Origin of the sequence: Streptomyces fuscichromogenes, assembly GCF_014645815.1 — a bacterium.
In the GTDB taxonomy this organism is placed as follows: Bacteria; Actinomycetota; Actinomycetes; order Streptomycetales; family Streptomycetaceae; genus Streptomyces; species Streptomyces fuscichromogenes.
The window spans coordinates 357,240-378,522 of sequence record NZ_BMML01000009.1 but is presented as its reverse complement, the minus strand read 5'-3'; the positions used below and the strand labels follow the sequence as shown (position 1 = coordinate 378,522).

Genomic DNA, 21,283 nt, shown 5'->3' with positions numbered 1-21,283 from the left:
GACCTTCGCCCGGGTCAGCTCGCCTTGCGCTGGAAGGGGTGCAGCAGGTCCGACAGGTGCCAGTGGTGCACCGCCCCGTCCGCCACGGAGGTCTCCGCCGCGGCCGGTCCGGTCTCCGTGCCGTCCTGTCCGGCGGCACGGCCCTGCGCCGCCGGCCGATGCGACCGCTGCGCGGCGTCCCGTACCGACGAGACCTGCCCCGCCCGCATGATCCGCAGGACCTGGCCGTCGCAGTTCTGGCACGAGGGCCGGCTCAGCGGCGACGGGACGACCCGGCCGTTCGCCACGTACTTGACGAACTCGTGGTTGTCGGCGTCGGTGTGGTGCTCTATCTCGTACGACTGCTCCCAGCCGTGCCCGCAGCGCATGCAGGCGAAGGAATACGACTCGTGGACAACGGCTGTGGCCGCACTGCCGAGGCCGGTCTGCCCTGCGATCTCACTCATGCCAGCTCCTCTTGTCCGCGTGGACAAGCACGCACCCCCGGCGCGGGATTCCCCCCGGAATCCCATGGGGGTGAGGGACGGGTGCGTCCCTGCTGACCAGTGGACGCCTTCACCGACGCGAATGCGACAGGCCTGCCGAGTGTTGGAGGCGATTTGGATTCTGCTTGCCAAATCGGCCTCGTCGCACAGGGCTGGGCTTTGCGTTTCCCGCCCCTGCTTTACCGTCCCGTGGGGCGCGCGCTCAGAGGAGAAGCTCCCCGCTCAGAGGACACATCGCCGCAGGTCAGGGGCGCACGCTCAAGAGAGGAGCGACCCGCTCGGAGATCAGGACGCGCCCCCTTTCAAACACCCCGCACGAGGGCGCCCCCGAAGGGGCGCGGGGAACTGCGCGACCAGCCCCCGCCACTGCGCACAGAACTACACAGGAGCAACCACGACGGCGCTCCCGAAACCGCCACCCTCAGCCGTCCGCACGCTTCGACGCGACCACCGCGTCGAACACGACCCGCTTCGGGATCCCCGCCGCCACCGCCACCGCCGCGATCGCCTCCTTGCGCCGCTCGCCGGCCTCCTCCCGCACCCGCACCCGCCGCACGAGCTCCTCGGCGTCGAGTTCCTCGGGCCCGCGCTCGGGGGCCCCCTCGACGACCACGGTGATCTCGCCGCGCACCCCGTCGGCCGCCCACACCGCCAGTTCGGCCAGCGGACCGCGCCGTACCTCCTCGTACGTCTTGGTCAGCTCGCGGCAGACGGCGGCCCGGCGCTCGGCGCCGAAGACCTCGGCCATGGCGGCGAGGGTGTCGTCGAGGCGGTGCGGGGCCTCGAAGTAGACGAGGGTGCGGCGCTCCTCGGCGACCTCCTGGAGGCGGGAGCGGCGCTCGCCCGCCTTGCGCGGCAGGAACCCCTCGAAGCAGAACCGGTCGACGGGCAGCCCGGACAGCGCGAGGGCGGTGAGCACGGCGGACGGCCCCGGGACGGCGGTGACCCGGATCTCCTTCTCCACGGCGGCCGCGACCAGCCGGTAGCCGGGGTCGGAGACCGAGGGCATCCCGGCGTCGGTGACGAGCAGCACGCGCGCGCCGCCGACGAGTTCCTCGACCAGTTCCGGGGTGCGGGCGGCCTCGTTGCCCTCGAAGTACGACACCACGCGGCCCCTGGGGGTCACGCCCAGCGCCTGGGTGAGCCACCGCAGCCGCCGGGTGTCCTCGGCCGCGATCACGTCGGCGCCGGTCAGCTCGGCGGCGAGCCGGGGCGGCGCGTCCGCGACGTCGCCGATGGGGGTGCCTGCGAGGACAAGGGTTCCAGTCACGCCTCCATCCTCGCAGCCGCCACCGACAGCGCCGTCCCCACCGGACTTCACCGCCCCGGCGGCCGGGGCGGTGAACGCAAAGGAACCCACCGCGAAGCCCCATTGCACGGGACTCACACAGAACGGTTCCCTACGATGGCGCGGTGACCAGTACCGCGTCCTCCACGGACACCCGGCAGGGCCAGGCAGTGCTCGACGAGCGGCCGACGTGGCAGCAGCGGCTGCGCCGGTTCGGCTACCCGGCAAGCCCGGCGCACACGGCGCACCCTGCCGGTGGCAGAGGCGCCGCGGGCTCCGGCGCGCGCGCCGAGGTCGTCGACCGCCTGGTGCCGCCGTACGCCCGGCCCGGTTCCCGGCTGTGGCTCGCCCTGGGGGTGCCCCCGGTGCTCGCCGAGCGGATCACGCGGTGGTCGGCCTGGGGCGGTCCGCTCCTCGTGACGCTGCTGGCGGGCCTGCTGCGGTTCTGGAACCTGGGCAGCCCCAAGGCGGTGATATTCGACGAGACGTACTACGCGAAGGACGCGTGGGCGCTCGTCCACCGCGGTTTCGAGGTCAACTGGGACAAGAACGCCAACGACCTGATCCTGCAGAAGGCGGGCCATGTCGGCATCCCGGTGGACGCGGCGTACGTGGTGCACCCGCCGGTCGGCAAGTACGTCATCGGGCTCGGGGAGCTGATCTTCGGCTTCAACCCGTTCGGCTGGCGGTTCATGACCGCGCTGCTCGGCACGCTGAGCGTGCTGCTGCTGTGCCGGATCGGGCGCCGGATGTTCCGGTCCACGTTCCTCGGCTGCCTGGCGGGCGGGCTGATGGCGGTGGACGGACTGCACTTCGTGATGAGCCGCACCTCGCTGCTCGACGGGGTGCTGATGTTCTTCGTGCTGGCGGCGTTCGGCTGCCTGGTCATCGACCGGGACAGGTCACGGGCGAAGCTGGCGGCCGCGCTGCCGGCCGAGGCGGACGGCCGGATCCGCCCGGACGCGCGCGTGGCCGACGACTTCCGCTTCGGGTGGCGTCCCTGGCGCTGGGCCGCGGGCCTGCTGCTGGGCCTCGCGCTCGGCACCAAGTGGAACGCCCTCTACATCCTGGCCGCGTTCTGCGTGATGGCCCTGCTGTGGGACGTCGGCGCCCGCAAGGTGGCCGGTGCCCGGCACCCGTACAAGGCGGTCCTGGCGCACGACACGGGGATCACGTTCCTGGCGACGGTCCCGGTGGCGGTCGCCGTCTACCTGGTCTCCTGGATCGGCTGGATCCTCTCCCCCACCGACGGCACCGGCGGCTACTTCCGCGACTGGGCGGCCACCGCGGGCAAGGGCGGCAGCTGGACGTTCCTGCCGGACTGGCTGCGCAGCCTGTGGCACTACGAGCACGAGGTGTACCTGTTCCACGTCGGCCTCTCGTCGCCGCACACGTACATGTCGAACCCGTGGTCCTGGCTGGTGCTGGGCCGCCCGGTGTCGTACTACTACGAGTCGCCGTCCCCCGGGGTGGACGGCTGCCCGTCGGACGCGGGCGGGAAGTGCGCCCGTGAGGTGCTCGCGATCGGCACCCCGCTGCTGTGGTGGGCGGCCTGCTTCGCGATCGCCTACGTCCTGTGGCGGTGGGCGCTGCGCCGCGACTGGCGGGCCGGCGCAATCGCCTGCGGCATCGCCGCCGGTTACCTGCCCTGGTTCATGTACCAGGAGCGCACGATCTTCCTCTTCTACGCCGTCGTCTTCGTGCCGTTCCTGTGTCTCGCGGTGGCGATGATGATCGGCGCGATCATCGGCCCGCCGGGCTCCAGCGACACCCGCCGGCTGGTCGGCGCGTCGAGCGCGGGCGTCCTGGTGCTGCTGATCGCCTGGAACTTCATCTACTTCTGGCCCCTGTACACGGGCACGGCGATCCCCATCGACTCCTGGCGCTCGCGGATGTGGCTGGACACCTGGGTCTAGCGATGTCACCCGAACGGCCCAACATGATGTGTCACCCACATGGATCAACCTCAAGCTGAGTACTGTCCCAACCGAGGTAATCCGTGAAAGGCGAACCACATGCGCATTCGACGATTCCTCGCCGCCGCCATCGCCGCGGCAGCCTTCGCCGGGCTCGGCCTCACAGGTGCCGTCACCGCCCATGCCGCCAGCCTCACCCCGGGTGAGTGCACGTCGGGCGGCGGAACGGTCGATTGGAGCAAGCAGCAGATACCCCATACCGGGACCTGCGTGGGCGGTACGCAGGACGGCAAGATAGTCGACTGAACCCCACCAGGCGCCCCGCAGCCACGCGCTGCGGGGCGCTCCCGCGCAAGCCGCGGCCGCGGTTTCCAGTCGACCAACAGTTCGGCCAACAATCGGTCAACGCCTGCCGCAGGGGCCCCACAACGACCTACAGTGCGAGTCACAACCCGCTTTTGAACGCGTTCACAAAATGCGGCAAAAGCTCACGGGAGGGATTTTCGCACCATGCGCAAGGGGGTCAAGGGCGCCCTGATCGGCGGCGTCTGCGCGGCAGTGCTGGGCGGGGGCGGGTACGGCGCCTACAACGTGCTGTCGGCGCTCCATGGTGACGGCACACCGGCCGTACGTACCGGGCCGCCGACGAAGGACGAGATCAGGGACACCACCCAGAAGTTCTTCGCGGCCTGGGAGAAGGGCCAGTCGGTGACCGCGGCGTCGTACACGAACGACTCCGCCGACGCCGAACCGGTGCTCACCTCCTTCAGCGACGTGGCGCACATCAAGGACGTGCACATCACGCCCGGCAGGGCGACCGGCGCCACCGTGCCGTACAGCGTGAAGGCGACCGTGTCCTACGGCGGGAAGTCGAAACCGCTCGCCTACAAGAGCCGCCTGACGGTCGTGCGCGGCGAGACCACGCACCGCGCGCTCGTCGACTGGGATCCGACCGTCGTCCATCCGGAGCTCCGGCGCGGCGACACGCTGTCCACCGGCGAGGCCGCGAGCCCGCCGATCGAGGCGGTGGACCGCAACGGCAAGGTCCTCACCAAGGACAGGTACCCGTCCCTGGGCCCGATCCTGGACGAGCTGCGCAGCCGGTACGGCGACAAGGCCGGCGGCACCCCGGGCGTGGAACTGGTCATCCAGCACGCCTCCGAGGAGTCCGCCGACACCACGCTGCTGACCCTGAAGGCGGGACGGGCGGGCAAGCTGCGCACGACGCTCGACGCACGCGTGCAGGCCGCCGCCGAGACCGCGGTGACGAAGTACGCCGAGTCCTCGGTGGTGGCCGTCAAGCCCAGCACCGGCGAGGTGCTGGCGGTCGCCAACCACCGCGAGGACGGCTTCAACGCGGCCTTCCTCGGCGAGCTGGCGCCCGGCTCCACCATGAAGATCATCAGCGCCGCCACCCTGATCGACACCGGCCTGACCTCGGCGAACGGCCCGGCACCCTGCCCGCCGACCGCGACCTGGCAGAGCCAGACCTTCAGCAACCTCAAGGGACTCCAGCCCGACCTGAAGGCCACCCTCTCGGACAGCTTCGCGCGCTCCTGCAACACGGCGTTCGTGAAGTACGCGGACTCGGTCCAGGTCGACTCGCTCACCAAGGAGGCCGAGGACCGGTTCGGGCTCGGGAAGAACAACTGGAAGGTGGGCATCCCGAGCTTCGACGGCCGGGTCCCCGCCTCCGGCGGCCCGGACACCGCGGCCAACCTGATCGGCCAGGGCCAGGTGCAGATGTCCCCGCTGAACATGGCGTCGGTGGCGGCGACCGCGATGACCGGGACCTTCCACCAGCCGGTGCTGGTCGCGCAGCAGCTGGACGGCCGTGAACTGGCCACCGCCAAGGGCCTGTCGCCCGCCACGGTCGGGCAGCTGCGCGCCATGATGAACCGCACCGCGACCAGCGGCACCGCGGCCGGCGTGATGCGCGGCCTGAGCGGCAGCATCGGCGCGAAGACGGGGTCGGCGGAGGTCGACGGCCAGTCCAAGTCGAACAGCTGGTTCGCCGGCTACCGGGACGACGTCGCGGCCGCGGCCATGACCCAGGACGGCGGCCACGGCATCGACGCGGCCGGGCCGATTGTCGCGAGTGTGCTACGGATCGGTGGCTGACGTCACTCCCACAGGCCGGGACTCTAGGCTGTGTGCAGTCGTTGGGGAGCGTGAGGGCTACGGGGCGGCGGGGACCCCGGGGGAAGTGCGCGGAGGAACTGAGCTGTGGGCAAGAGAAGGCGCGTCGTCGAGCGACGGAAGAAGAGACCCGCCGTCATCGGCGGGATGATCGCCGTGGTCGTCGGCGGCGCGGGCCTGGGCCTGTACGCGCTGTACGGCGGCGGGGCCGCCGACGCGGCGTCGACGAAGACGGCCGACCACAAGCCCGTCAAGACCGGCCCGCTCTCCGCCACCGAGGTGCAGACGACGGCCCGCACCTTCCTGTCGTCCTGGCAGCACGGCAAGGTCACCCAGGCCGCCGCCGTCACGGACGACAGCAAGGCCTGCGTCAGGCTCCTGACCGGCTACGCCAAGGACGCCCACGTCACCGGCGTCACCCTCACCGAAGGCACCCGCACCGGCGACAAGGTCCCGTTCTCCGTGAAGGCGACGGTGTCGTACAAGGGCGTCAGCAAGCCGCTGTCGTACGACTCCGCGTTCACCGTGATCCGGCGGACCAGTGACGGCAAGCCGGTGGTGAACTGGCACGCCGCGGTCGTCCACCCGGACCTCGCGGACGGCGACACCCTGGTCACCGGCGCGTCCGGCACCCCGCCCATCAAGGCCCTGGACCGGGACGGCGGGGAGATCACCACCGCCAAGTACCCGTCGCTGGGCTCGGTCCTGGACGGACTGCGGGAGAAGTTCGGCAAGAAGGCCGGCGGCAAGGCGGGCGTCGAACTGCGCGTGGTGCGCGGCAAGGCGTCCGAGAAGGAGAAGCTCTCCGACAAGACGCTCCTGGAACTCAGCAAGGGCACGCCGGGCACCGTGAAGACGACGCTCAGCCCGACCCTCCAGGCGGCCGCCGAGAAGCAGGTCACCACGCAGAAGAACGCCTCGGTCGTGATGATGCGCCCGTCGACCGGCGAGGTCCTCGCGGTCGCCAACTCCAGCCACGGCTTCAACGTGGCCTTCCAGGGCTCCCTGGCGCCCGGCTCCACCATGAAGATCATCACGTCGACGATGCTGTTCGAGAAGGGGCTCATCACCCCGGACGCCTCGCACCCCTGCCCGAAGACGTACAAGCTCGCCGGGTGGACGTTCCACAACGACGACGACTCCGAGATCAAGCAGGGCTCGTTCAAGCTGAGCTTCGGCGCCTCCTGCAACAACGCCTTCATCGACTTCGCGCCCAAGCTCTCCGACAGCGACCTGACCACCGAGGCCCAGCAGGTCTACGGCCTCGGCATGAACAACTGGGCCATCGGCGTCCCGACCTTCGACGGCTCGGTCCCGGTGCAGAGCGGCGCGCAGATGGGCGCCTCGCTGATCGGGCAGGGCGGGGTGCGCATGAACCCGCTGAACATGGCCTCGGTGTCGGCCACCGTGGACACCGGCACCTTCCACCAGCCCTACCTGGTCGCCCCGAGCGTCGACAACCGGACGATCGCGAAGGCCTCGCGCACGATGTCGTCGAAGACGCAGGCGCAGCTGAAGGAGGTCATGCAGTACACGGCGGGGTACGGCACGGCCGCGAAGGCGATGTCGGGCCTGAGTTCGAGCTGCGGCGCCAAGACGGGCTCGGCCGAGGTCGACGGCCAGAAGAAGCCGAACGGCTGGTTCACCGCGTACTGCGGGGACTTCGCCGCGGCGGGCGTGGTCCAGGCGGGCGGGCACGGCGGCGACACGGCCGGACCGATCGTGGCGGCACTGCTGAAGCTGGGCGCCTCGCTCTAGCGGGGAACGTCAGCCGGCCACCGGAGTCGCCATGTACGTCCGCCTGAGGAACCGCAGCAGCGCCTTCGACTCGAACTGCACCACCGACGTGCCGTGGTCGGAGTGGAACTCCACCACGGCCTGGACCCGCCCGAGCGGCCACACCCGTACGTCGCCGCTCTCGGCGGGGGCCCTGAGGCCCTGCTCCAGCAGCGAGCGCGAGAACGTCCACTCGTCCGTGCCGGGCAGGCCGACCCGGACCGTCCTCGGATCGGCGTCGGGGTCGTAGCGCAGGACGACGGGCACCGCGGGCGGCTCCTCCTGCGCGTCCTCGTCCGTGACGATGTGGGCTCGCGCGTACTGCTCGACTACAGACATCGGACTGCCCTCTACGCTCCGTGATCTGTGAAAGCTGTTCAGCCGCTTTCCTCTCCAATGTCGCACATATTCCGGAATGCGCTTACGGGAGTCCTCGCGTCCCGCACCCGGCCCCGGAAGTGACGACCTTCTCGCTCTTGCACAAGCTTCGCAATAGGACCCCGAATAATCAGACACCACGGTCCTGACGGTCACCCACGACCTGCCGTACGCCCTGGAGCCGTGCCCGCGCTCCCTGGTCCTGAGCGACGGCACGATCGCCGCCGACGGGCCCGCCGGCTGGAACCCCCTTCGGCTTCGACCCGCGCGCCGCGGCGGCGGGGCCCGGGAGCATATGACGCGTTTGCGTGACGACCGTCCCATGCGTCCGCGCGTCCGTGACAATGGGTGCGTGACGCATCAAGAGGACGCCCGGACCCTCGCCCGGCCGGCCGCCGGGCCGACCACCGGGCCGCCCCCCGGACCGCCCGCCGGGCCGCCGCGGCTGGACGACCAGCTGTGCTTCGCGCTGTACGCGGCGCAGCGCGCCGTGACCGCCGCCTACCGCCCGCTGCTCGACGAACTCGGGCTCACCTACCCGCAGTACCTCGTGCTGCTCGTGCTGTGGGAGCGGGGCGAGGCCACGGTGAAGGAGCTCGCGGAGGCGCTCCGGCTGGACTACGGCACGGTGTCGCCGCTGCTGAAGCGGCTGGAGGGGGCCGGCCTGGTACGCAGGGAGCGCTCGGAGCGGGACGAGCGCTCGGTGCTCGTCGCGTGCACCGGGCGCGCGGAGGAACTGAAGCAGCGCGCGGCACGCATACCCGGCGCCCTGCTCACGACGACCGGACTCGACGGGGCCGACGTGACGCGGCTGCGCGAGGAGTTGCGGGAGCTCGCGGAGCGGGCGGGCAGGGCGGCCGCACGGCCCTGGTAGCGCCGGCCGCCTCCTGTTACCCACGGTTTCCACCCCCTGCCCCTCCCGGGGCTTCCTACCGGTCGGTACCTTGTGCACGATGTGCTTGCGCACTCCTGTGTTGCCCACCACTGTTTCCGCCCTGGGGGAGGTCCCGCCGTGATCGAAGGCGCCGCTGTCGACACCCGTCCGACGAAGATCATGTATGTCGCCGAGGCGACCGCGCACGGCGGCCGGAACGGGTATGTCACCAGCCAGGACGGCCAGATCGAGCTCAAGGTGGCGATGCCCCCGGCGCTGGGCGGGGACGGCAACGGCACCAACCCGGAGCAGCTGTTCGCCGCGGGCTACAGCGCCTGCTTCCACAACGCGCTGATCCTCGTCGGCAATCGCTCGGGCTACGACCTCACCGGCTCCACGGTCGCCGCGAAGGTCGGCATCGGCCCCAACAAGCAGCGCGGCTACGGCCTCGCGGTCGCCCTCAGCGTCTCGCTGCCGGTGGTGGACGCGGACCTCGCGGCGAAGCTGGTGGACGCCGCCCACGAGGTGTGCCCGTACTCGAACGCGACGCGCGGGAACATCGAGGTGACGATCGTGCTCGGCTGACCGCCGGGCACGTGCCGCAGACCACGTCGCAGCGCGGAATCCGAGGCCGCACGGCCCTGTTCCACCCACTGTCGGCGACGAGTGGGTGGAGGGATCCGGGCGTGGACGTGCACGGCACTGTGGCGGAGGGCTTCGAGCCGGTCAGGGACGCGTTCGCGAGCAACTTCGAGCTGCTCGGGGACCGGGGCGCGGCGGTGGCCGTCTACCGGGACGGGCACCGCGTCGTCGACCTGTGGGGCGGCGCCCGGGACTTCGACGGGGACGCCGGCGACGCACCCTGGGAGCGGCGCACCGCCCAGATCGTGCGTTCGGCCACCAAGGGCGTCGCCGCCGCCGTACTGCTGCTCCTGCACCAGCGCGGGGAGCTGGACCTGGACGCGCCGGTGGGTGACCACTGGCCGGAGTACAAGGCGGCCGGCAAGGAGCGGACGCTGGTGCGCGAACTCCTCGCGCACCGCGCGGGCGTACCGGTGCTGGACCGGCCGCTCACCCCCGCGGAGGCCGCCGACCCCGACCTCGGCGCCGCCGCGGTGGCCGCCCAGGCACCGGCGTGGCAGCCGGGCAGCGACCACGGCTACCACGCGCAGACGTACAGCTGGCTGACCGGTGAACTGGTGCGGCGGGTGACCGGGCGGAGCGTCGGCGAGTGGATCGCGGACGAGATCGCCGGGCCGGCCGGCGCCGAGCTGTGGCTCGGGCTCCCGGCCGCGGAACAGGCGCGCGTGGGACGCGTGGGGCCCGTCGAGGCGCCCGCCGCCGCGGGCGCGCTCCGGACCCGGCCCAAGCGAGCCGTCTCCGAGGCCTACACCGACCCGGGATCGCTGACCCGCCGGGCGTTCGGCGCGATCAGCCCGCTCCCGGACGAGAACGACCCCGCCTATCGCGCGGCCGTCCTGCCGGCCTCCAACGGCATCGCCACCGCCGACGGCCTGGCCCGCTTCTACGCCGCCCTGATCGGCGAGGTCGACGGCGGCAGGCGGCTGTTCACGCCGGAGACCGTGGAGCTGGCCCGCGCCGAGCGGTCGGCCGGGCCGGACCGGGTGCTGGTCGTCGCCACCCGCTTCGGGCTCGGCTACATGCTGCACGGCAGCGCGTCCCCGCTGCTCTCCCCCGCCTCCTTCGGCCACCCGGGCCGCGGCGGCGCGCTCGCCTTCGCGGACCCGGAGTCGGGCATCGCCTTCGGCTATGTCACCAACGGCTTCCGCAAGAGCGTGACGGCGGACCCGCGGGCGCAGGCGCTGGTGCGCGCGGTGCGCACGGCGCTGTCCTGACCACCGCACGCCCCCGCGCTTCTGCGACGCTGCTTCTCAGACGGTGCCTCTCACACGTTGATCGGGTGGGAGTGCCGCCCCGACTGCGCGTCGATCTCGCCGTGCGCCTTGGACAGCAACTGCATGGCCAGTTCGTTGAGGGCACGGGCGCCGGCGATCTCCTCGCCGACCCTGGGCTGGTTGCTGTCGGACTCGTGACGGCTCGCGTGACCGTGCGCGCGTACCTCGGTGGCGTCGGGCAGCCGTACCAGGGCCACCGCGCGGGTGTGCGTGTCGTCCTCCAGGAACTCCATCTCGACGTGCCATCCCACAGTCGTTCTCGTCACGTTCATCGCGTTCGTCATGGGGACCACCTCCGGAGTCGCTGTTTCCAGGGTGCTCCCTCGGGGCCCGCACCGTCACGTCGGCGCGGGCCCCCGGTCCGCTACCGGTCCTCGAAGCTCGCGAAGTAGGCGGCGGCCATGTCCTCGTCGGCGTGTCCCTGGGCGGCGGCGCGGGCGAAGCGTTCGGCGGCCGCCTCGGCCACGTCCAGGCGCACGCCGTGGCTCGCGCCTGCGGCGACGATCAGCCGGGCGTCCTTGCCCGCGGTGTCCACCGCGAACGACGGCGGGGTCAGCCCGCCGTCGAGGATCAGCCCGGCCTTGGCCCGCAGGTAGCCCATGTCGAGCGGGGCGCCCGCGATCAGGTCGAAGAAGCGGTGCGGGTCCACGCCCAGGCCCTGTGCCAGCGCGACCACCTCGCCGGTCGCCGCGGTGGCCGCGAGGACCCAGCTGTTGGCAACCAGCTTGAGCCGGGTCGCGGCGGCCGAGGACCCGTCGTCGCCGGTCCACACCGTGCGGGCGCCGACGGCGTCGAAGACCGGGGTGACGGTCTCCCGGCCCTGCTCGGGCCCCGCGGCCAGGACGGTGAGCTGTCCGGCCTCGGCGGGCTGCCGGGTGCCGAGGACCGGGGCGTCGTAGAAGACCAGGCCGTGCTCGCGGGCGAACGCGGCGAGTCCGGGGATCTGGTCGAGGCCCGCGGTGGTCGACTGCACCCAGACGGCGCCGGGACGCAGCGCCCCCGCCGCCTCCCGCATCGTCTCCAGCGCGGTGGCGCCGTCGTACAGCATGGTCAGGACGACGTCGGCGCCCGCGACCGCCTCGGCCGGGGTGTCGGTGACCTGGGCGCCGTCGGCCGCGAGGGGGTCCGCCTTGGCGCGGGTGCGGTTCCACGCGCGGACGGTGTGCCCGGCCCTGAGGAGGTTGCGGGCCATCGCGGCACCCATGATGCCGGTGCCCAGCACGCCCACGGTCGGCTTGTCGGTCATGACGTCTCCCTGTCCTCGTACGTTCCGCAGCCAGCTTGGCCTACCCGCGGGTGCCCGGGTGCCCTGGTGCCCGGCGGCGCGGCGGAAACGCGCGGGGACCCCGGTCCGGCGGCCGGGGTCCCCTGACGTCGAGCGGGCCGGGGTCAGCCGTCGTTCTCCGCGGACGGGAGGTAGGCGCCCGGCACGTCGTCCGGCGTGTAGATCTTCCGGTCACCCGGGTAGGGCTTGGTCCAGTTGTGGGTCTGGTACCAGGTGTACCGGTTCATCTGGGCGGGGTTCGCGTAGTCCGGCACGGCGTTCTTGCCGGTCAGCCGCTGGTGCTTGGCCCACGTCTGCCACTGGGCCGCGAGGGACCTCTCGGCCGCCGGGACGGAGACGGCCGTCGGGGCGGCCGCCGCCGCGGTGTCCTGGGCCGCCGGGGTGTCCGAGCCGCAGGCCGGCTGCGGGCTCACGCCGAGGGTCAGCGAGGTCCGGTTGGGGACCGCCGTGAACGGCGTGTCGTCCGGCTTCTTCGTGAACGCCCCGTACATCGGGGTGGCCGCGCTGTCGAGCTGGTTCATCGGGTGCACCCCGAGGATCTGCTCGATCGTCCGGACCATCGTGATCTGCGAGTAGTAGTGGTCGTCGACCGTGCCGTGCTGGGCGTACGGGCTGATGACCTGGACCGGGGCGCGGTGGCCGTCGACGTGGTCGAGGCCGGCCTGCGAGTCGTCCTCGACGACGAAGATCGCCGAGTCCTTCCAGTACTTGCTGTGGGTGATCTCGTCGACCATCCGGCCGACCGCGAGGTCGTTGTCGGCGACCTCCGCGGCCGCGTTCGCGGGACCGCCGGTGTGGTCGTTGGAGAACCAGAACATGTTCAGGTTCGCCGGGCCGTTCTTCTCGAAGTCCTGCTGCCAGATCTGCTCCTTGTAGACGTCCGGGACGTCCAGGTCGAACTTCGGGAAGCCCTGCACCGTCACGTCGTTGAGGGAGGGGATCGCCGAGCCCGTCTGGATGGGGTAGGCGGTCCCGGCCCCGGTCGCGGCCATGTTCTTGCTGTCGCAGTACAGGTTCTGCCAGGTCGCGCCGGACGGCTTGGTCTCCAGCGACTGGAACTCGCCGAAGTCCTTCACGGACTTCCCGGCCGCCTGCGCGCCGGTCCAGATGAACCCGGTCTTCTGGTGGCCGAGGACGTCGTCCTCGGTGTCGTAGCTGCGCGTGTACTCGCCCGCCGACGACTCGGTGTACTCCGGGTTGTCGGACTGCATCAGCCAGTTGTGGCCCTCGGCGGAGTTGGTGCCGATGTCGTAGAAGTTGTCGTACAGGCCGAACTGCTGGGCCAGCGCGTGCTGGTTCGGCGTCACGTTCGCGCCGAACTGGGTGAGCGCGGAGTCGCCGTCGCCCTGCGGGAGGTCGCCGAAGACCTGGTCGTAGGTGCGGTTCTCCTTGACCAGCAGGAAGACGTGCTTGATCGTCGACGGGTCCCCGATCCGGCGCGGGACCGGGACGGCCTTCTTGTGGCTGTCGCCCTTGGCGGTCTTGACCGAGCCGCCGGTCCAGCCGTTCTGCCTGAACACCTTGGCGGTCTCGGACCTGACGACCTGGTCGCTCGGCAGCGTGAACCGGGTGATGCTGGACGTGGTGTCGTGCGTGTTGTGACCGGCGGCGTCGGGACGGAGGGCGTCGATGCCACGGGTGTTGGCGACGACGACCTGGTCGCCGACGGCGGTGACGCCGGAGGGGAAGTAGTCCGTGGGGAGCAGGCCGACGTAGCGGGCGGGCTGATGCGCGGAGGTGTAGCGGTAGACGGCGACGGCGTTGGCACGGCCGAGGGTGACGAGGAGCCGGCCGTCGTCGGTGAGCGTGACCGCGTTCGGCTCGTAGCCGACGGACGCCTCGGGCCACGGCTGGGTGGCGATGGTCTGGACGACCTTGTCCTTGCGGGTGTCGATGACCGACACGTTGTTGTCGGCGGTGTTGGTGACGAACACCGCGCCCCTGCTCGCGTACACGGCGGTCGGGTGCAGGCCGACGTCGACGGTGCCGACGGGGGCGGCCGGGTCCGCGGTGTCGATGACGCTGACGGTGCCGGTGGTGCTGGCACCGGTCTCCGGGTTCGCGACGACGTCGGTGCCGTAGGAGTTGATGGTGGTGTCGCCGGCCTTGGCCGGGCGCCCGCCCTCGTTGCTGACGTAGAGCTTGCCGCCGGCCAGGGCGAGGCCGCGCGGGGCGTTGCCGACCGCCCAGGTCTGCTCGACCGTGCCGGTCGCCGCGTCGATGGCGACCACCTTGTTCTCGCCGTTGACCGCGGAGTACACGGTGGTGCCGTCGGCCGAGAACACGGCCGCGCCCACCAGCGCCTGCTTGGAGCCGTCGGCGGCGATCGGGACGGCCGTGGGGCTCGCGAGGGTACCGTCGGCGTTGACGGTGAACCTGGTGTAGCCGCCCGCCTGGCCCAGCCACAGCTGCTTGCCGTCGGGCGAGTACGTCGGGCCTTCCTGGCCGACCGCGCCGCTGCTGATCCGCAGGTCGTCGGCGGTGCTGGTGCCGATCTTCTGCTTGACCTGCCCGGTCGCCAGGTCCACGACCACCAGGGAGGCGTCCCCGTCGGCGATCGACGCGGCGAGGCGGGTGCCGTCCGGGCTGACCGTCGACGACATGATCTTGCCGTCGTTGATGACGGAACGGGTGCCGTAGGGGTTGATGTACTGGTCGGCGGCGACGACCTGGCCGTCGGCGGTGGTCTGGCCGACCTGCTGGGTGCCGAACCGGTACGTCGAGGCGACCGCGGTGCCCGTGACACCGAGGGCGACGGCGATACCGGTCGTCACCAGAAGGGTGCGGCGGCCGACGTGTCTGCCGAAGAGGCTGAGCTGCTTCTTCTCTCTGATCCGACGCTGGCGGGTTACCTGCACGGAGCTGTTCCCTTCACTGGGTGTCGAGCAGGTCGACGTTGCCGTCGAACTGCCACAGCGGATTCGGGGCGTCGCCGGTCGGGGTCCGCACCAGGAAGTAGCCGTTGACCTCCTTGGGACCGTCGCCGTCGGCCACGAACCGCCCGTCCGAGGTGATGTCGAGCTGGTAGATCGCGGTGCCCGTGACCGCGACACCGGGCAGGTGCCAGCTCACGACGCAGCGCCAGTCGTTGCCCGCGCCCTCCTGGGCGGCCTGGCCGTCGCTCTTGGTGCAGGCCGCCGTGGCCCTCGACTGCGCCTCGGTGACGGCGGGCCGACGGAGTTCCCGCGTCTGCAGGCGGTAGAGGTGCCCGAAGACCGTGGCGAGGGACTTCTGCACCTTGTCCTGCGTGATCCCGGAGCCGGTCGAGGGGGTGGCCACGGCGACCGCGCCGACGGTGACGGCGGTCAGCGCGGCCAGCGGCAGCACGCCGAAGGCGAGCGCGCGGCGCCCGGAGCCGTCGTCGGCCGGGTTGGTGAAGTCCCGCCGTACGAACAGCAGGTAAGCGAGGGCGGTGGCGAGCACCGTCCACGTCAGGCTCACCGTGACGGCGATCAGCAGCGGGGCGAGCTGGACGGGGCTGGTGAACAGGCCGTTCCAGGAGGTGAAGGCGTAGCCGGGCAGGGCGAGGCGCACGGCGACGGGCAGCGGCAGCATCTGGGCGACCGACATGGCGAGCGCGACGACCGGGGGCAGCAGCAGGCCCGTCGGGGAGCGGCCGAGGGCGACCGAGCCGAGCAGTCCGATCGCGGCCAGGGCGAGGGTCGGGGCGAGGGCCGCGAGCCAGGCGAGCAGGACCCGGCCGGCCGCGTCGCCGGGCGACAGCAGGTGGCCGTCGAGGCCGACCAGCGGCTGGTCACCGGCCGAGGCCAGCCCGCCTGTCGTGCTGGAGACGGCCAGTCCGGCCACCAGGAGCAGGATGACGGTGAGGCCGGCCAGCGACTTCGCCACGAAGATCCGCGCGGGCGAGCGGACCGCCACCAGCAGGTGGCGCCAGGTGCCGAGGCGGTCCTCGACGGCGAACACGTCACCGGCGACCACCGAGGTCAGCAGCGGCAGCGCCCAGGTGCCCGCGAAACCGAGCAGCACCAGCGGCCCGGCCCACCCGGTGGCGTGCATCCAGCGGCCGAAGAGGGTGTCGGAGGGGAGCGTGCTCTGTTGGCCCACCCCGGCGACGAACAGCCCCGGCACGATCCAGCAGGCGGCCACCAGCAGCCGGATCCGCCACTGCGAGACCAGCTTGACCAGTTCGAAGCGGTAGCCGCGGAAGACCGGGACCCTGCGCGCGACGGACGGGGCGGACTCGGTGGCGGGAGCGGCGGTCGCGGTCATCGGCCGGTCTCCTGGTGCTCGGTGAGGGCGAGGAACGCGGCTTCGAGCGGGGACACGACGGGGGCGAGTTCGCGGACCGCGACGCCCGAACGCACGACCTGCGCGACGAGTTCGTCGAGTGCGGGCACCAGGGCGCGTACGACGAGCACGTCGGGGTCCTGCCGTACCCCGCTGTCGTCGACGATCCGGATCCCGGTGGTGTCCCCGGCGATCCGGCGCGCGGTCCGCGGGTCGCAGGTGCGCAGCCGGTAGTCGAGTTCGCGGTTCTCGGCGGCCAGCTTGCCCAGCGGACCGGAGAACACCACGCGTCCGGTGGCGAGGATGGTGACCTCGGAGCAGAGCGCCTCCAGGTCGTCCATCCGGTGGCTGGAAAGGACCACGGCGGTGCCGTCGGCGGCGAGCCGGTGGAGGACGCCGTGCACCTGTCTCTTGCCGGACGGGTCGAGGCCGTTGGACGGCTCGTCGAGCACGAGCAGCCGGGGTCTGGTGAGCAGGGCCGCGGCGAGTCCCAGGCGCTGTCGCATGCCGAGCGAGAAGCCGCGGGTCCGGTCGTCGGCGACCTCGGTGAGGCCGACCTCGCCGAGCACGTCGTCGATGCCCGCCGCGCCCGTGGCCAGGCCGCGGAGCGCGGCGAGCGCGGCGAGGTTCTGCCGGGCGGTGAGCGAGGGGTAGAGACCGGGCGCGTCCACGAAGCCGGCGACGCCGTCGGGGGCGGCGAGCGCCCGCTCGACCGGGGTGCCGAGGATCTCCAGCCGGCCGCCGTCGGCGGCGGCCAGGCCGAGCAGCAGACCCAGCAGTGTCGTCTTTCCGGCGCCGTTGGGACCGACCAGACCATGGATCTGACCTTGTGTCACATCCAGGTCGACACCGTCGAGTGCGACGACGTCACCGAAGTACTTGGTGATCCCGCGGGCCCGGACTGCGCGAGGTGTGTCCATGAGTCCCATGCGTCCCTTCTTCCGCAATCCGCAGGGACTTTATGGAGAACACACATCCCGGGCACAGGCAGTCGGCTGAACGGCGGTGGAACGGTTCGTCAAGGCAACGGCAAGTCCGCCGAACGGACGGCCGGTTCAAGACCGCTACCGGCCAAGGAGGAGAATCCACCCACCATGACGAAGACCGAACGCGCCGCTGTGAACGGACCGGCCCCGCGCCGCGCCACGATCCTCCACTCGGTCTCCGCGACCTGCGGCGCCTTGGGCGCCCTGCTGTGGGTGCGCGGACAGACCGGCTCGACGGCCAGGATCTACTCGGGCTACCTGGCGGCCGACAGCTACTCGTCGTCCGGGTGGCGGGTGTGGTCGCCGGCGGTGCCCGAGGCACGCCTCGGCCTGTACCTGATGGGCGCCGCACTCGTGCTGCTCGTGGCCGCGCGCCTGGTCCCGGCCCGGCGCGACCGGGGGAAGGCGGCCGCCGGGCCCGTCGGCTAACCGGCGTGCAGCATCAGCCCGATCCCGACGACCACCAGCCCGGCCGCCGCGATCCTGGTCGCCCCGAACCGCTCCTTGAAGAAGACCGCTCCGATGGCCGCGCCGACGATGATCGATGTCATACCCGGCTCATACAGTGTTTGTCATGAGCCGATCCAAGTTAGCCAAGGCCACAGTGACACCGGGCGAGCGCGCGGCGATCTACTGCCGCATCTCGCACACCCGCGACGAGGACCAGACCGGGGTGGACCGGCAGGAACGCATCTGCCGTGAGATCGCCGAACGGCTTCAGCTCCGCGTCGAGTCGACCCACGTCTACGTGGACAACAACCGTTCGGCGTGGCAGCGCAACCGCAAGCGACCGGGGTGGGAAGCGATGTTGAAGGCGATGGGGGACGAGGAGATCCGGCACGTCATCGTCTACCACCCCGACCGACTCATGCGGCAGCCCAAGGACCTTGAGGAGTTGCTCTCCATAGCCGACGACAAGCGGGTCTTGCTGCACGGCGAGGCGAACCGGCGTGATCTGTCAGACCCCGATGACCGGTTCATCCTGCACATCGAGGTCGCCCACGCGTGCCGCTCCTCGGACGACACGTCGCGCCGCCTCAAGGACGCCTTGAAGGACCACGCCCGCGAAGGCCGGCCGCACGTGGGCAACAGGCCGTACGGCTACACCGGGGACGGAAGTGCGATCGTCGAGGAGGAAGCCGAGATCGTCCGTGAGGTCTACCGCCGTTACCTGGACGGCGAGTCACCGAACCTCATAGCGCAGGATCTCGCCGCACGCGGCATCCCCACGTCCAAGGGCAAGGCGTGGAATCCGGAGAACGTTCGGCATCTGCTGTCGTCCCACTTCGTGGCCGGCCTACGGTTCCACCTGGGCGAGGAAGTCGCCGTCGGGACGTGGCCCGCCATCATCGACCGGGGGCAGTGGGACGAAGTACAGCGGCTCAAGGAGTACCGCGCCCAGCAGCACCGGGACACGAAGAAGCGGCCGCTCCGGAACTACATCCTGCGCGGAGTCGCCACGTGCGCATGTGGGGCACGGATGGGCGGATCGAACAGCGCCCGATGCCCCTACTACCGATGCAACCGCTCCGACAACACCGACCAGCAGAAGTGCAACCGTTCCGTCTCGGCCGAGCCGCTGGAAGCCTTCGTTCGGGACGTCGCGATCAAGGTGCTGACCAAGCTGGACACCTCCGGCTACGAGCCCGCCACGACCACACGCCCCGAGGCTGACGTCATCGCCGACGAGAAGGACCGCGAGAAGTTGACCGAGCTGAAAGAACTGTGGCTCAGCGACGACGACTTCACGACCGCCGACTTTCAGGCCATGCGCGCGCCGATCATCAAGCGGATGAAGGAGCGGCAGCGCAAGACCGTCAAACGGCCGGTCGCCGTGCTGGAGGGGATCGCCGGCCCGGAGGCCGAAGCCAACTGGGAGAGGCTGGAGCAGGCGGAGGACTACGCCCGCATGAACGCGATCTACCGGTTCCTGTTCGCCGCCGTGATCGTTCGCCCGCCGACGCGGAAGGGCAGGGGGTTCGACACGGATCGGGTGGAGATCGAGCCGAACCCGCTCGACTGAGCAGCTCTCCGGGGGCAAACACCCGCTCAGCAGGGAAGCCCTCGCCATATCGGTGAGGGCTTCCCAGGTCAAACCGTCGAGGTCTCGTCACTCTCCTCCGAGACCGGTGCGGTGGGCGGCTTGCTGGACTTGTCCGCCAACTCCTCACGAACCTTGCGGATCGCGCGAATGACACGGATCAGGTCCCGGCTAGCACCGACCAACTGATTGCAGAAATACCGGAAGACCAGAAAGACACCACCTACGACGGCGGTGATGGCTGAAACCCAGCCCACGGTGACCATGGAGGCTCACTCTCAACCCCCCGGTGGCTGTCGGCCGATGCCGACGATCAGGCCACCTCGCGACTCCGCTGTCGGAGCCCGACCTTCACAGGGATATGACTACGCGCAAAGGAGCACAGAGCGGAATGGTCTTGGCGCAGTAACGTCGCTGGTTCACCGCACCCTCCTCGTCAATGGCTGTACCGATCTTCACCCGTGTGGGTCATGGCGGACCAAAGTAGGGGTCGAGTGCGCACCTTGTCCAATGTGGCTGATAAAAGGGGGTCCCAGCAGGGGCAGGAGGCCTACTCCTTGCGTCCAGGACCGAGAAGCCGCGCGAGCCTCGCAGCGCTTTTCGGCCCTATCTGCGTGGGGAACTTGGCCGCCTGACGCTCAACCGCCCGAGCCCACTGCTCGCTGTGGCGTTGCGTCACCGGGGCACCTCCCGCTGTCCCCGCGCTATCTCACGGTTCGCGGCGATGTCTTCAGCGACACCGACGGCGATGAGAGCCGCGCCGGGGGTGTGGCCGGACCCGACGTAGCGCCAGTGCCGTTCGGTGATCGTGTCGGGGGCATCGACGTGACCCATGTGGTGGGCGCGTTCGGCGCGGAGTGCTGCGTAGGTGGTGGAGTAGGCGCGGGACTTGGTGAGGATGTGGCCCCGGTAGCCGAGGGTGTGAGTCCATTCCCGGAGGCGGAGAGGCTCGTACTCGGGGAGGCCGCCGAGGCGCCAGCAGGCCCGCATGAGGTTGCGGACATGTTCGCTGACGGGTGCCGACTCGATGTCATCCCAGGTGGTGAGTGGATAGTCAGTGCCGGCGCCTGTCTCGCTGGCTCCCTTGGTGACGTACTTGGCCACGTACGCGGCCACCGCGTCATCGTCGGGGCCGTCGTCGTTCGTACGGAGGGGCCGGGCGTCGACCTGGGCGCCCCAGCGCAGTGCCAGCTCTCCCACCGCCGCGCTGTAGGGGGTGTGGACCAGGACCCGCCGGGCGGAGGCGCGCACGGCGCCAGCCAGTAGCTCAGTGGTGGCCCAGGCCGGGGGTTCGTCGTCGGCCTCGTTCGGCCCGTCAAGGCGGACGACAGCGTGGACGTGGACGGCCGCCCGCTTCTGATACTCGGCAACGCGGGCGAAGGACAGCCGGGCGTGGTCGGCAAAGCGGGACTGCACGAGGCCGACCGAGGAGGCCAGGCGCCGCCGGACATCGATAACGAACCGGTCCCACAGCTTGGACGCGTGCGCGTGCCACAGCACGTGGCCGGTGTAGTCGTAGCAGTCGATGCACAGCGGTTGGCCGATGACCGGAGAGTCCGGGGCGTGGACGGCGCCGCAGCCGAGGGACCGCCCGTGCGGGCAGGTTCCGCCGTCGCGGCGGGGACGGCAGGCTTCCCCTGACCGGTGGACGGGACCGAAGGACGGCGCCGTCAGGGTGACGAAGAGCCGGGGCCGCTGCCGGACCGTCGCGGGGACGTTCTTGCCGCCCAGCAGGCCCGCACGGACGAGGTGGAAGGTGTCTCCGGCGTGGAGGCGGGAGCAGGCGGGGCAGATGGTCGCCCGGCGGTTGCGGCAGCGGACGAGGAGGCGTTCGCACGGTTCGGTGCGGGTGTCGTAGTGGTGGAGGATCTCGCCGGTGGTGCCGTCCAGGGTGGTGGTGGAGCCGGAGAGGTGGACGGGGTGGGCGCAGCCGCCGGTTGCGGTGATCTGC

The 21,283-nt window shown here is 71.1% G+C and carries 19 protein-coding genes and 1 pseudogene; 9 read left to right on the top strand and 11 right to left on the bottom strand.

From position 1 onward, the window contains the following. Nucleotides 1–14: 14 nt before the first annotated feature. A complete protein-coding gene (locus IEZ11_RS22185; protein WP_189264559.1) occupies nucleotides 15–446 on the bottom strand; it encodes a hypothetical protein in 432 nt (143 codons plus the stop codon). Between the two features lie 460 nt (nucleotides 447–906). Continuing rightward, nucleotides 907–1,755 carry a 16S rRNA (cytidine(1402)-2'-O)-methyltransferase gene (gene rsmI / locus IEZ11_RS22180; RefSeq protein WP_189264558.1) on the bottom strand — a complete coding sequence of 283 codons (849 nt, stop codon included), beginning with the start codon at nucleotides 1,753–1,755 and terminating at the stop codon, nucleotides 907–909. Between the two features lie 143 nt (nucleotides 1,756–1,898). Between rsmI and IEZ11_RS22175 the strand changes: the two genes are divergently transcribed. The 4 genes from IEZ11_RS22175 to IEZ11_RS22160 all read left to right on the top strand — a co-directional run bounded on the left by IEZ11_RS22175 (nucleotide 1,899) and on the right by IEZ11_RS22160 (nucleotide 7,586). After that, nucleotides 1,899–3,689 carry a dolichyl-phosphate-mannose--protein mannosyltransferase gene (locus IEZ11_RS22175; protein WP_189264557.1) on the top strand — a complete coding sequence of 597 codons (1,791 nt, stop codon included), beginning with the start codon at nucleotides 1,899–1,901 and terminating at the stop codon, nucleotides 3,687–3,689. Nucleotides 3,690–3,788: 99 nt separating this feature from the next. After that, complete coding sequence (locus IEZ11_RS22170; protein WP_189264556.1) at nucleotides 3,789–3,995, top strand: hypothetical protein; 207 nt, start codon at nucleotides 3,789–3,791, stop codon at nucleotides 3,993–3,995. Between the two features lie 204 nt (nucleotides 3,996–4,199). Beyond that, complete coding sequence (locus IEZ11_RS22165; RefSeq protein ID WP_189264555.1) at nucleotides 4,200–5,810, top strand: penicillin-binding transpeptidase domain-containing protein; 1,611 nt, start codon at nucleotides 4,200–4,202, stop codon at nucleotides 5,808–5,810. 105 nt (nucleotides 5,811–5,915) lie between these two features. Beyond that, complete coding sequence (locus tag IEZ11_RS22160) at nucleotides 5,916–7,586, top strand: penicillin-binding transpeptidase domain-containing protein (RefSeq protein ID WP_189264554.1); 1,671 nt, start codon at nucleotides 5,916–5,918, stop codon at nucleotides 7,584–7,586. A gap of 9 nt (nucleotides 7,587–7,595) precedes the next feature. On the opposite strand, the gene IEZ11_RS22155 is transcribed toward IEZ11_RS22160, so the two are convergent. Further along, the gene (locus IEZ11_RS22155; RefSeq protein WP_189264553.1) at nucleotides 7,596–7,943 is read right to left on the bottom strand and encodes an SsgA family sporulation/cell division regulator; all 348 of its coding nucleotides are present in this window, start codon (nucleotides 7,941–7,943) and stop codon (nucleotides 7,596–7,598) included. Between the two features lie 484 nt (nucleotides 7,944–8,427). On the opposite strand from IEZ11_RS22155, the gene IEZ11_RS22150 reads away from it, so the two are divergent. The 3 genes from IEZ11_RS22150 to IEZ11_RS22140 all read left to right on the top strand — a co-directional run bounded on the left by IEZ11_RS22150 (nucleotide 8,428) and on the right by IEZ11_RS22140 (nucleotide 10,712). Next, complete coding sequence (locus tag IEZ11_RS22150) at nucleotides 8,428–8,856, top strand: MarR family winged helix-turn-helix transcriptional regulator (RefSeq protein WP_229713287.1); 429 nt, start codon at nucleotides 8,428–8,430, stop codon at nucleotides 8,854–8,856. 180 nt (nucleotides 8,857–9,036) lie between these two features. Next, a complete protein-coding gene (locus IEZ11_RS22145; protein WP_194548440.1) occupies nucleotides 9,037–9,441 on the top strand; it encodes an organic hydroperoxide resistance protein in 405 nt (134 codons plus the stop codon). A 101-nt stretch (nucleotides 9,442–9,542) separates the two neighbouring features. After that, nucleotides 9,543–10,712, top strand: a complete 1,170-nt coding sequence (locus IEZ11_RS22140; RefSeq protein WP_189264550.1) for a serine hydrolase domain-containing protein — start codon at nucleotides 9,543–9,545, stop codon at nucleotides 10,710–10,712. A gap of 50 nt (nucleotides 10,713–10,762) precedes the next feature. On the opposite strand, the gene IEZ11_RS22135 is transcribed toward IEZ11_RS22140, so the two are convergent. The 5 genes from IEZ11_RS22135 to IEZ11_RS22115 form a co-directional block, all read right to left on the bottom strand. Continuing rightward, complete coding sequence (locus IEZ11_RS22135) at nucleotides 10,763–11,038, bottom strand: DUF1876 domain-containing protein (RefSeq protein WP_189264609.1); 276 nt, start codon at nucleotides 11,036–11,038, stop codon at nucleotides 10,763–10,765. 98 nt (nucleotides 11,039–11,136) lie between these two features. Beyond that, nucleotides 11,137–12,018 (bottom strand): NAD(P)-dependent oxidoreductase, encoded by an 882-nt coding sequence (locus IEZ11_RS22130; RefSeq protein WP_189264549.1) that lies wholly within the window; start codon nucleotides 12,016–12,018, stop codon nucleotides 11,137–11,139. Between the two features lie 143 nt (nucleotides 12,019–12,161). Continuing rightward, nucleotides 12,162–14,915, bottom strand: coding sequence for a bifunctional YncE/alkaline phosphatase family protein (locus tag IEZ11_RS22125; protein ID WP_189264548.1), 2,754 nt, complete (start codon nucleotides 14,913–14,915; stop codon nucleotides 12,162–12,164). 13 nt (nucleotides 14,916–14,928) lie between these two features. Beyond that, nucleotides 14,929–16,287: an ABC-2 transporter permease family protein gene (locus IEZ11_RS22120; RefSeq protein ID WP_189264547.1), complete on the bottom strand. Its 1,359-nt coding sequence runs from the start codon at nucleotides 16,285–16,287 to the stop codon at nucleotides 14,929–14,931. Beyond that, a complete protein-coding gene (locus IEZ11_RS22115) occupies nucleotides 16,284–17,225 on the bottom strand; it encodes an ABC transporter ATP-binding protein (protein WP_189264546.1) in 942 nt (313 codons plus the stop codon). The genes IEZ11_RS22120 and IEZ11_RS22115 overlap by 4 nt, the downstream gene beginning before the upstream one ends. A gap of 174 nt (nucleotides 17,226–17,399) precedes the next feature. Between IEZ11_RS22115 and IEZ11_RS22110 the strand changes: the two genes are divergently transcribed. Continuing rightward, nucleotides 17,400–17,720 (top strand): hypothetical protein, encoded by a 321-nt coding sequence (locus IEZ11_RS22110; protein WP_229713281.1) that lies wholly within the window; start codon nucleotides 17,400–17,402, stop codon nucleotides 17,718–17,720. On the opposite strand, the pseudogene IEZ11_RS22105 reads toward IEZ11_RS22110, so the two are convergent. Then, nucleotides 17,717–17,839, bottom strand: a pseudogene (locus tag IEZ11_RS22105) (EamA family transporter); the annotation flags it as partial. The gene IEZ11_RS22110 and the pseudogene IEZ11_RS22105 sit on opposite strands and share 4 nt — an antisense overlap. Nucleotides 17,840–17,865: 26 nt before the next feature. Between IEZ11_RS22105 and IEZ11_RS22100 the strand changes: the two are divergent. After that, a complete protein-coding gene (locus tag IEZ11_RS22100) occupies nucleotides 17,866–19,314 on the top strand; it encodes a recombinase family protein (RefSeq protein WP_189264545.1) in 1,449 nt (482 codons plus the stop codon). Between the two features lie 68 nt (nucleotides 19,315–19,382). Here IEZ11_RS22100 and IEZ11_RS22095 read toward each other — a convergent pair whose 3' ends face one another. Then, the gene (locus IEZ11_RS22095) at nucleotides 19,383–19,598 is read right to left on the bottom strand and encodes a hypothetical protein (RefSeq protein ID WP_189264544.1); all 216 of its coding nucleotides are present in this window, start codon (nucleotides 19,596–19,598) and stop codon (nucleotides 19,383–19,385) included. 409 nt (nucleotides 19,599–20,007) lie between these two features. Beyond that, entirely contained in the window at nucleotides 20,008–21,279 is a 1,272-nt protein-coding gene (locus tag IEZ11_RS22090; protein ID WP_373294954.1) for a replication initiator, read from the bottom strand. Nucleotides 21,280–21,283 lie beyond the last annotated feature (4 nt).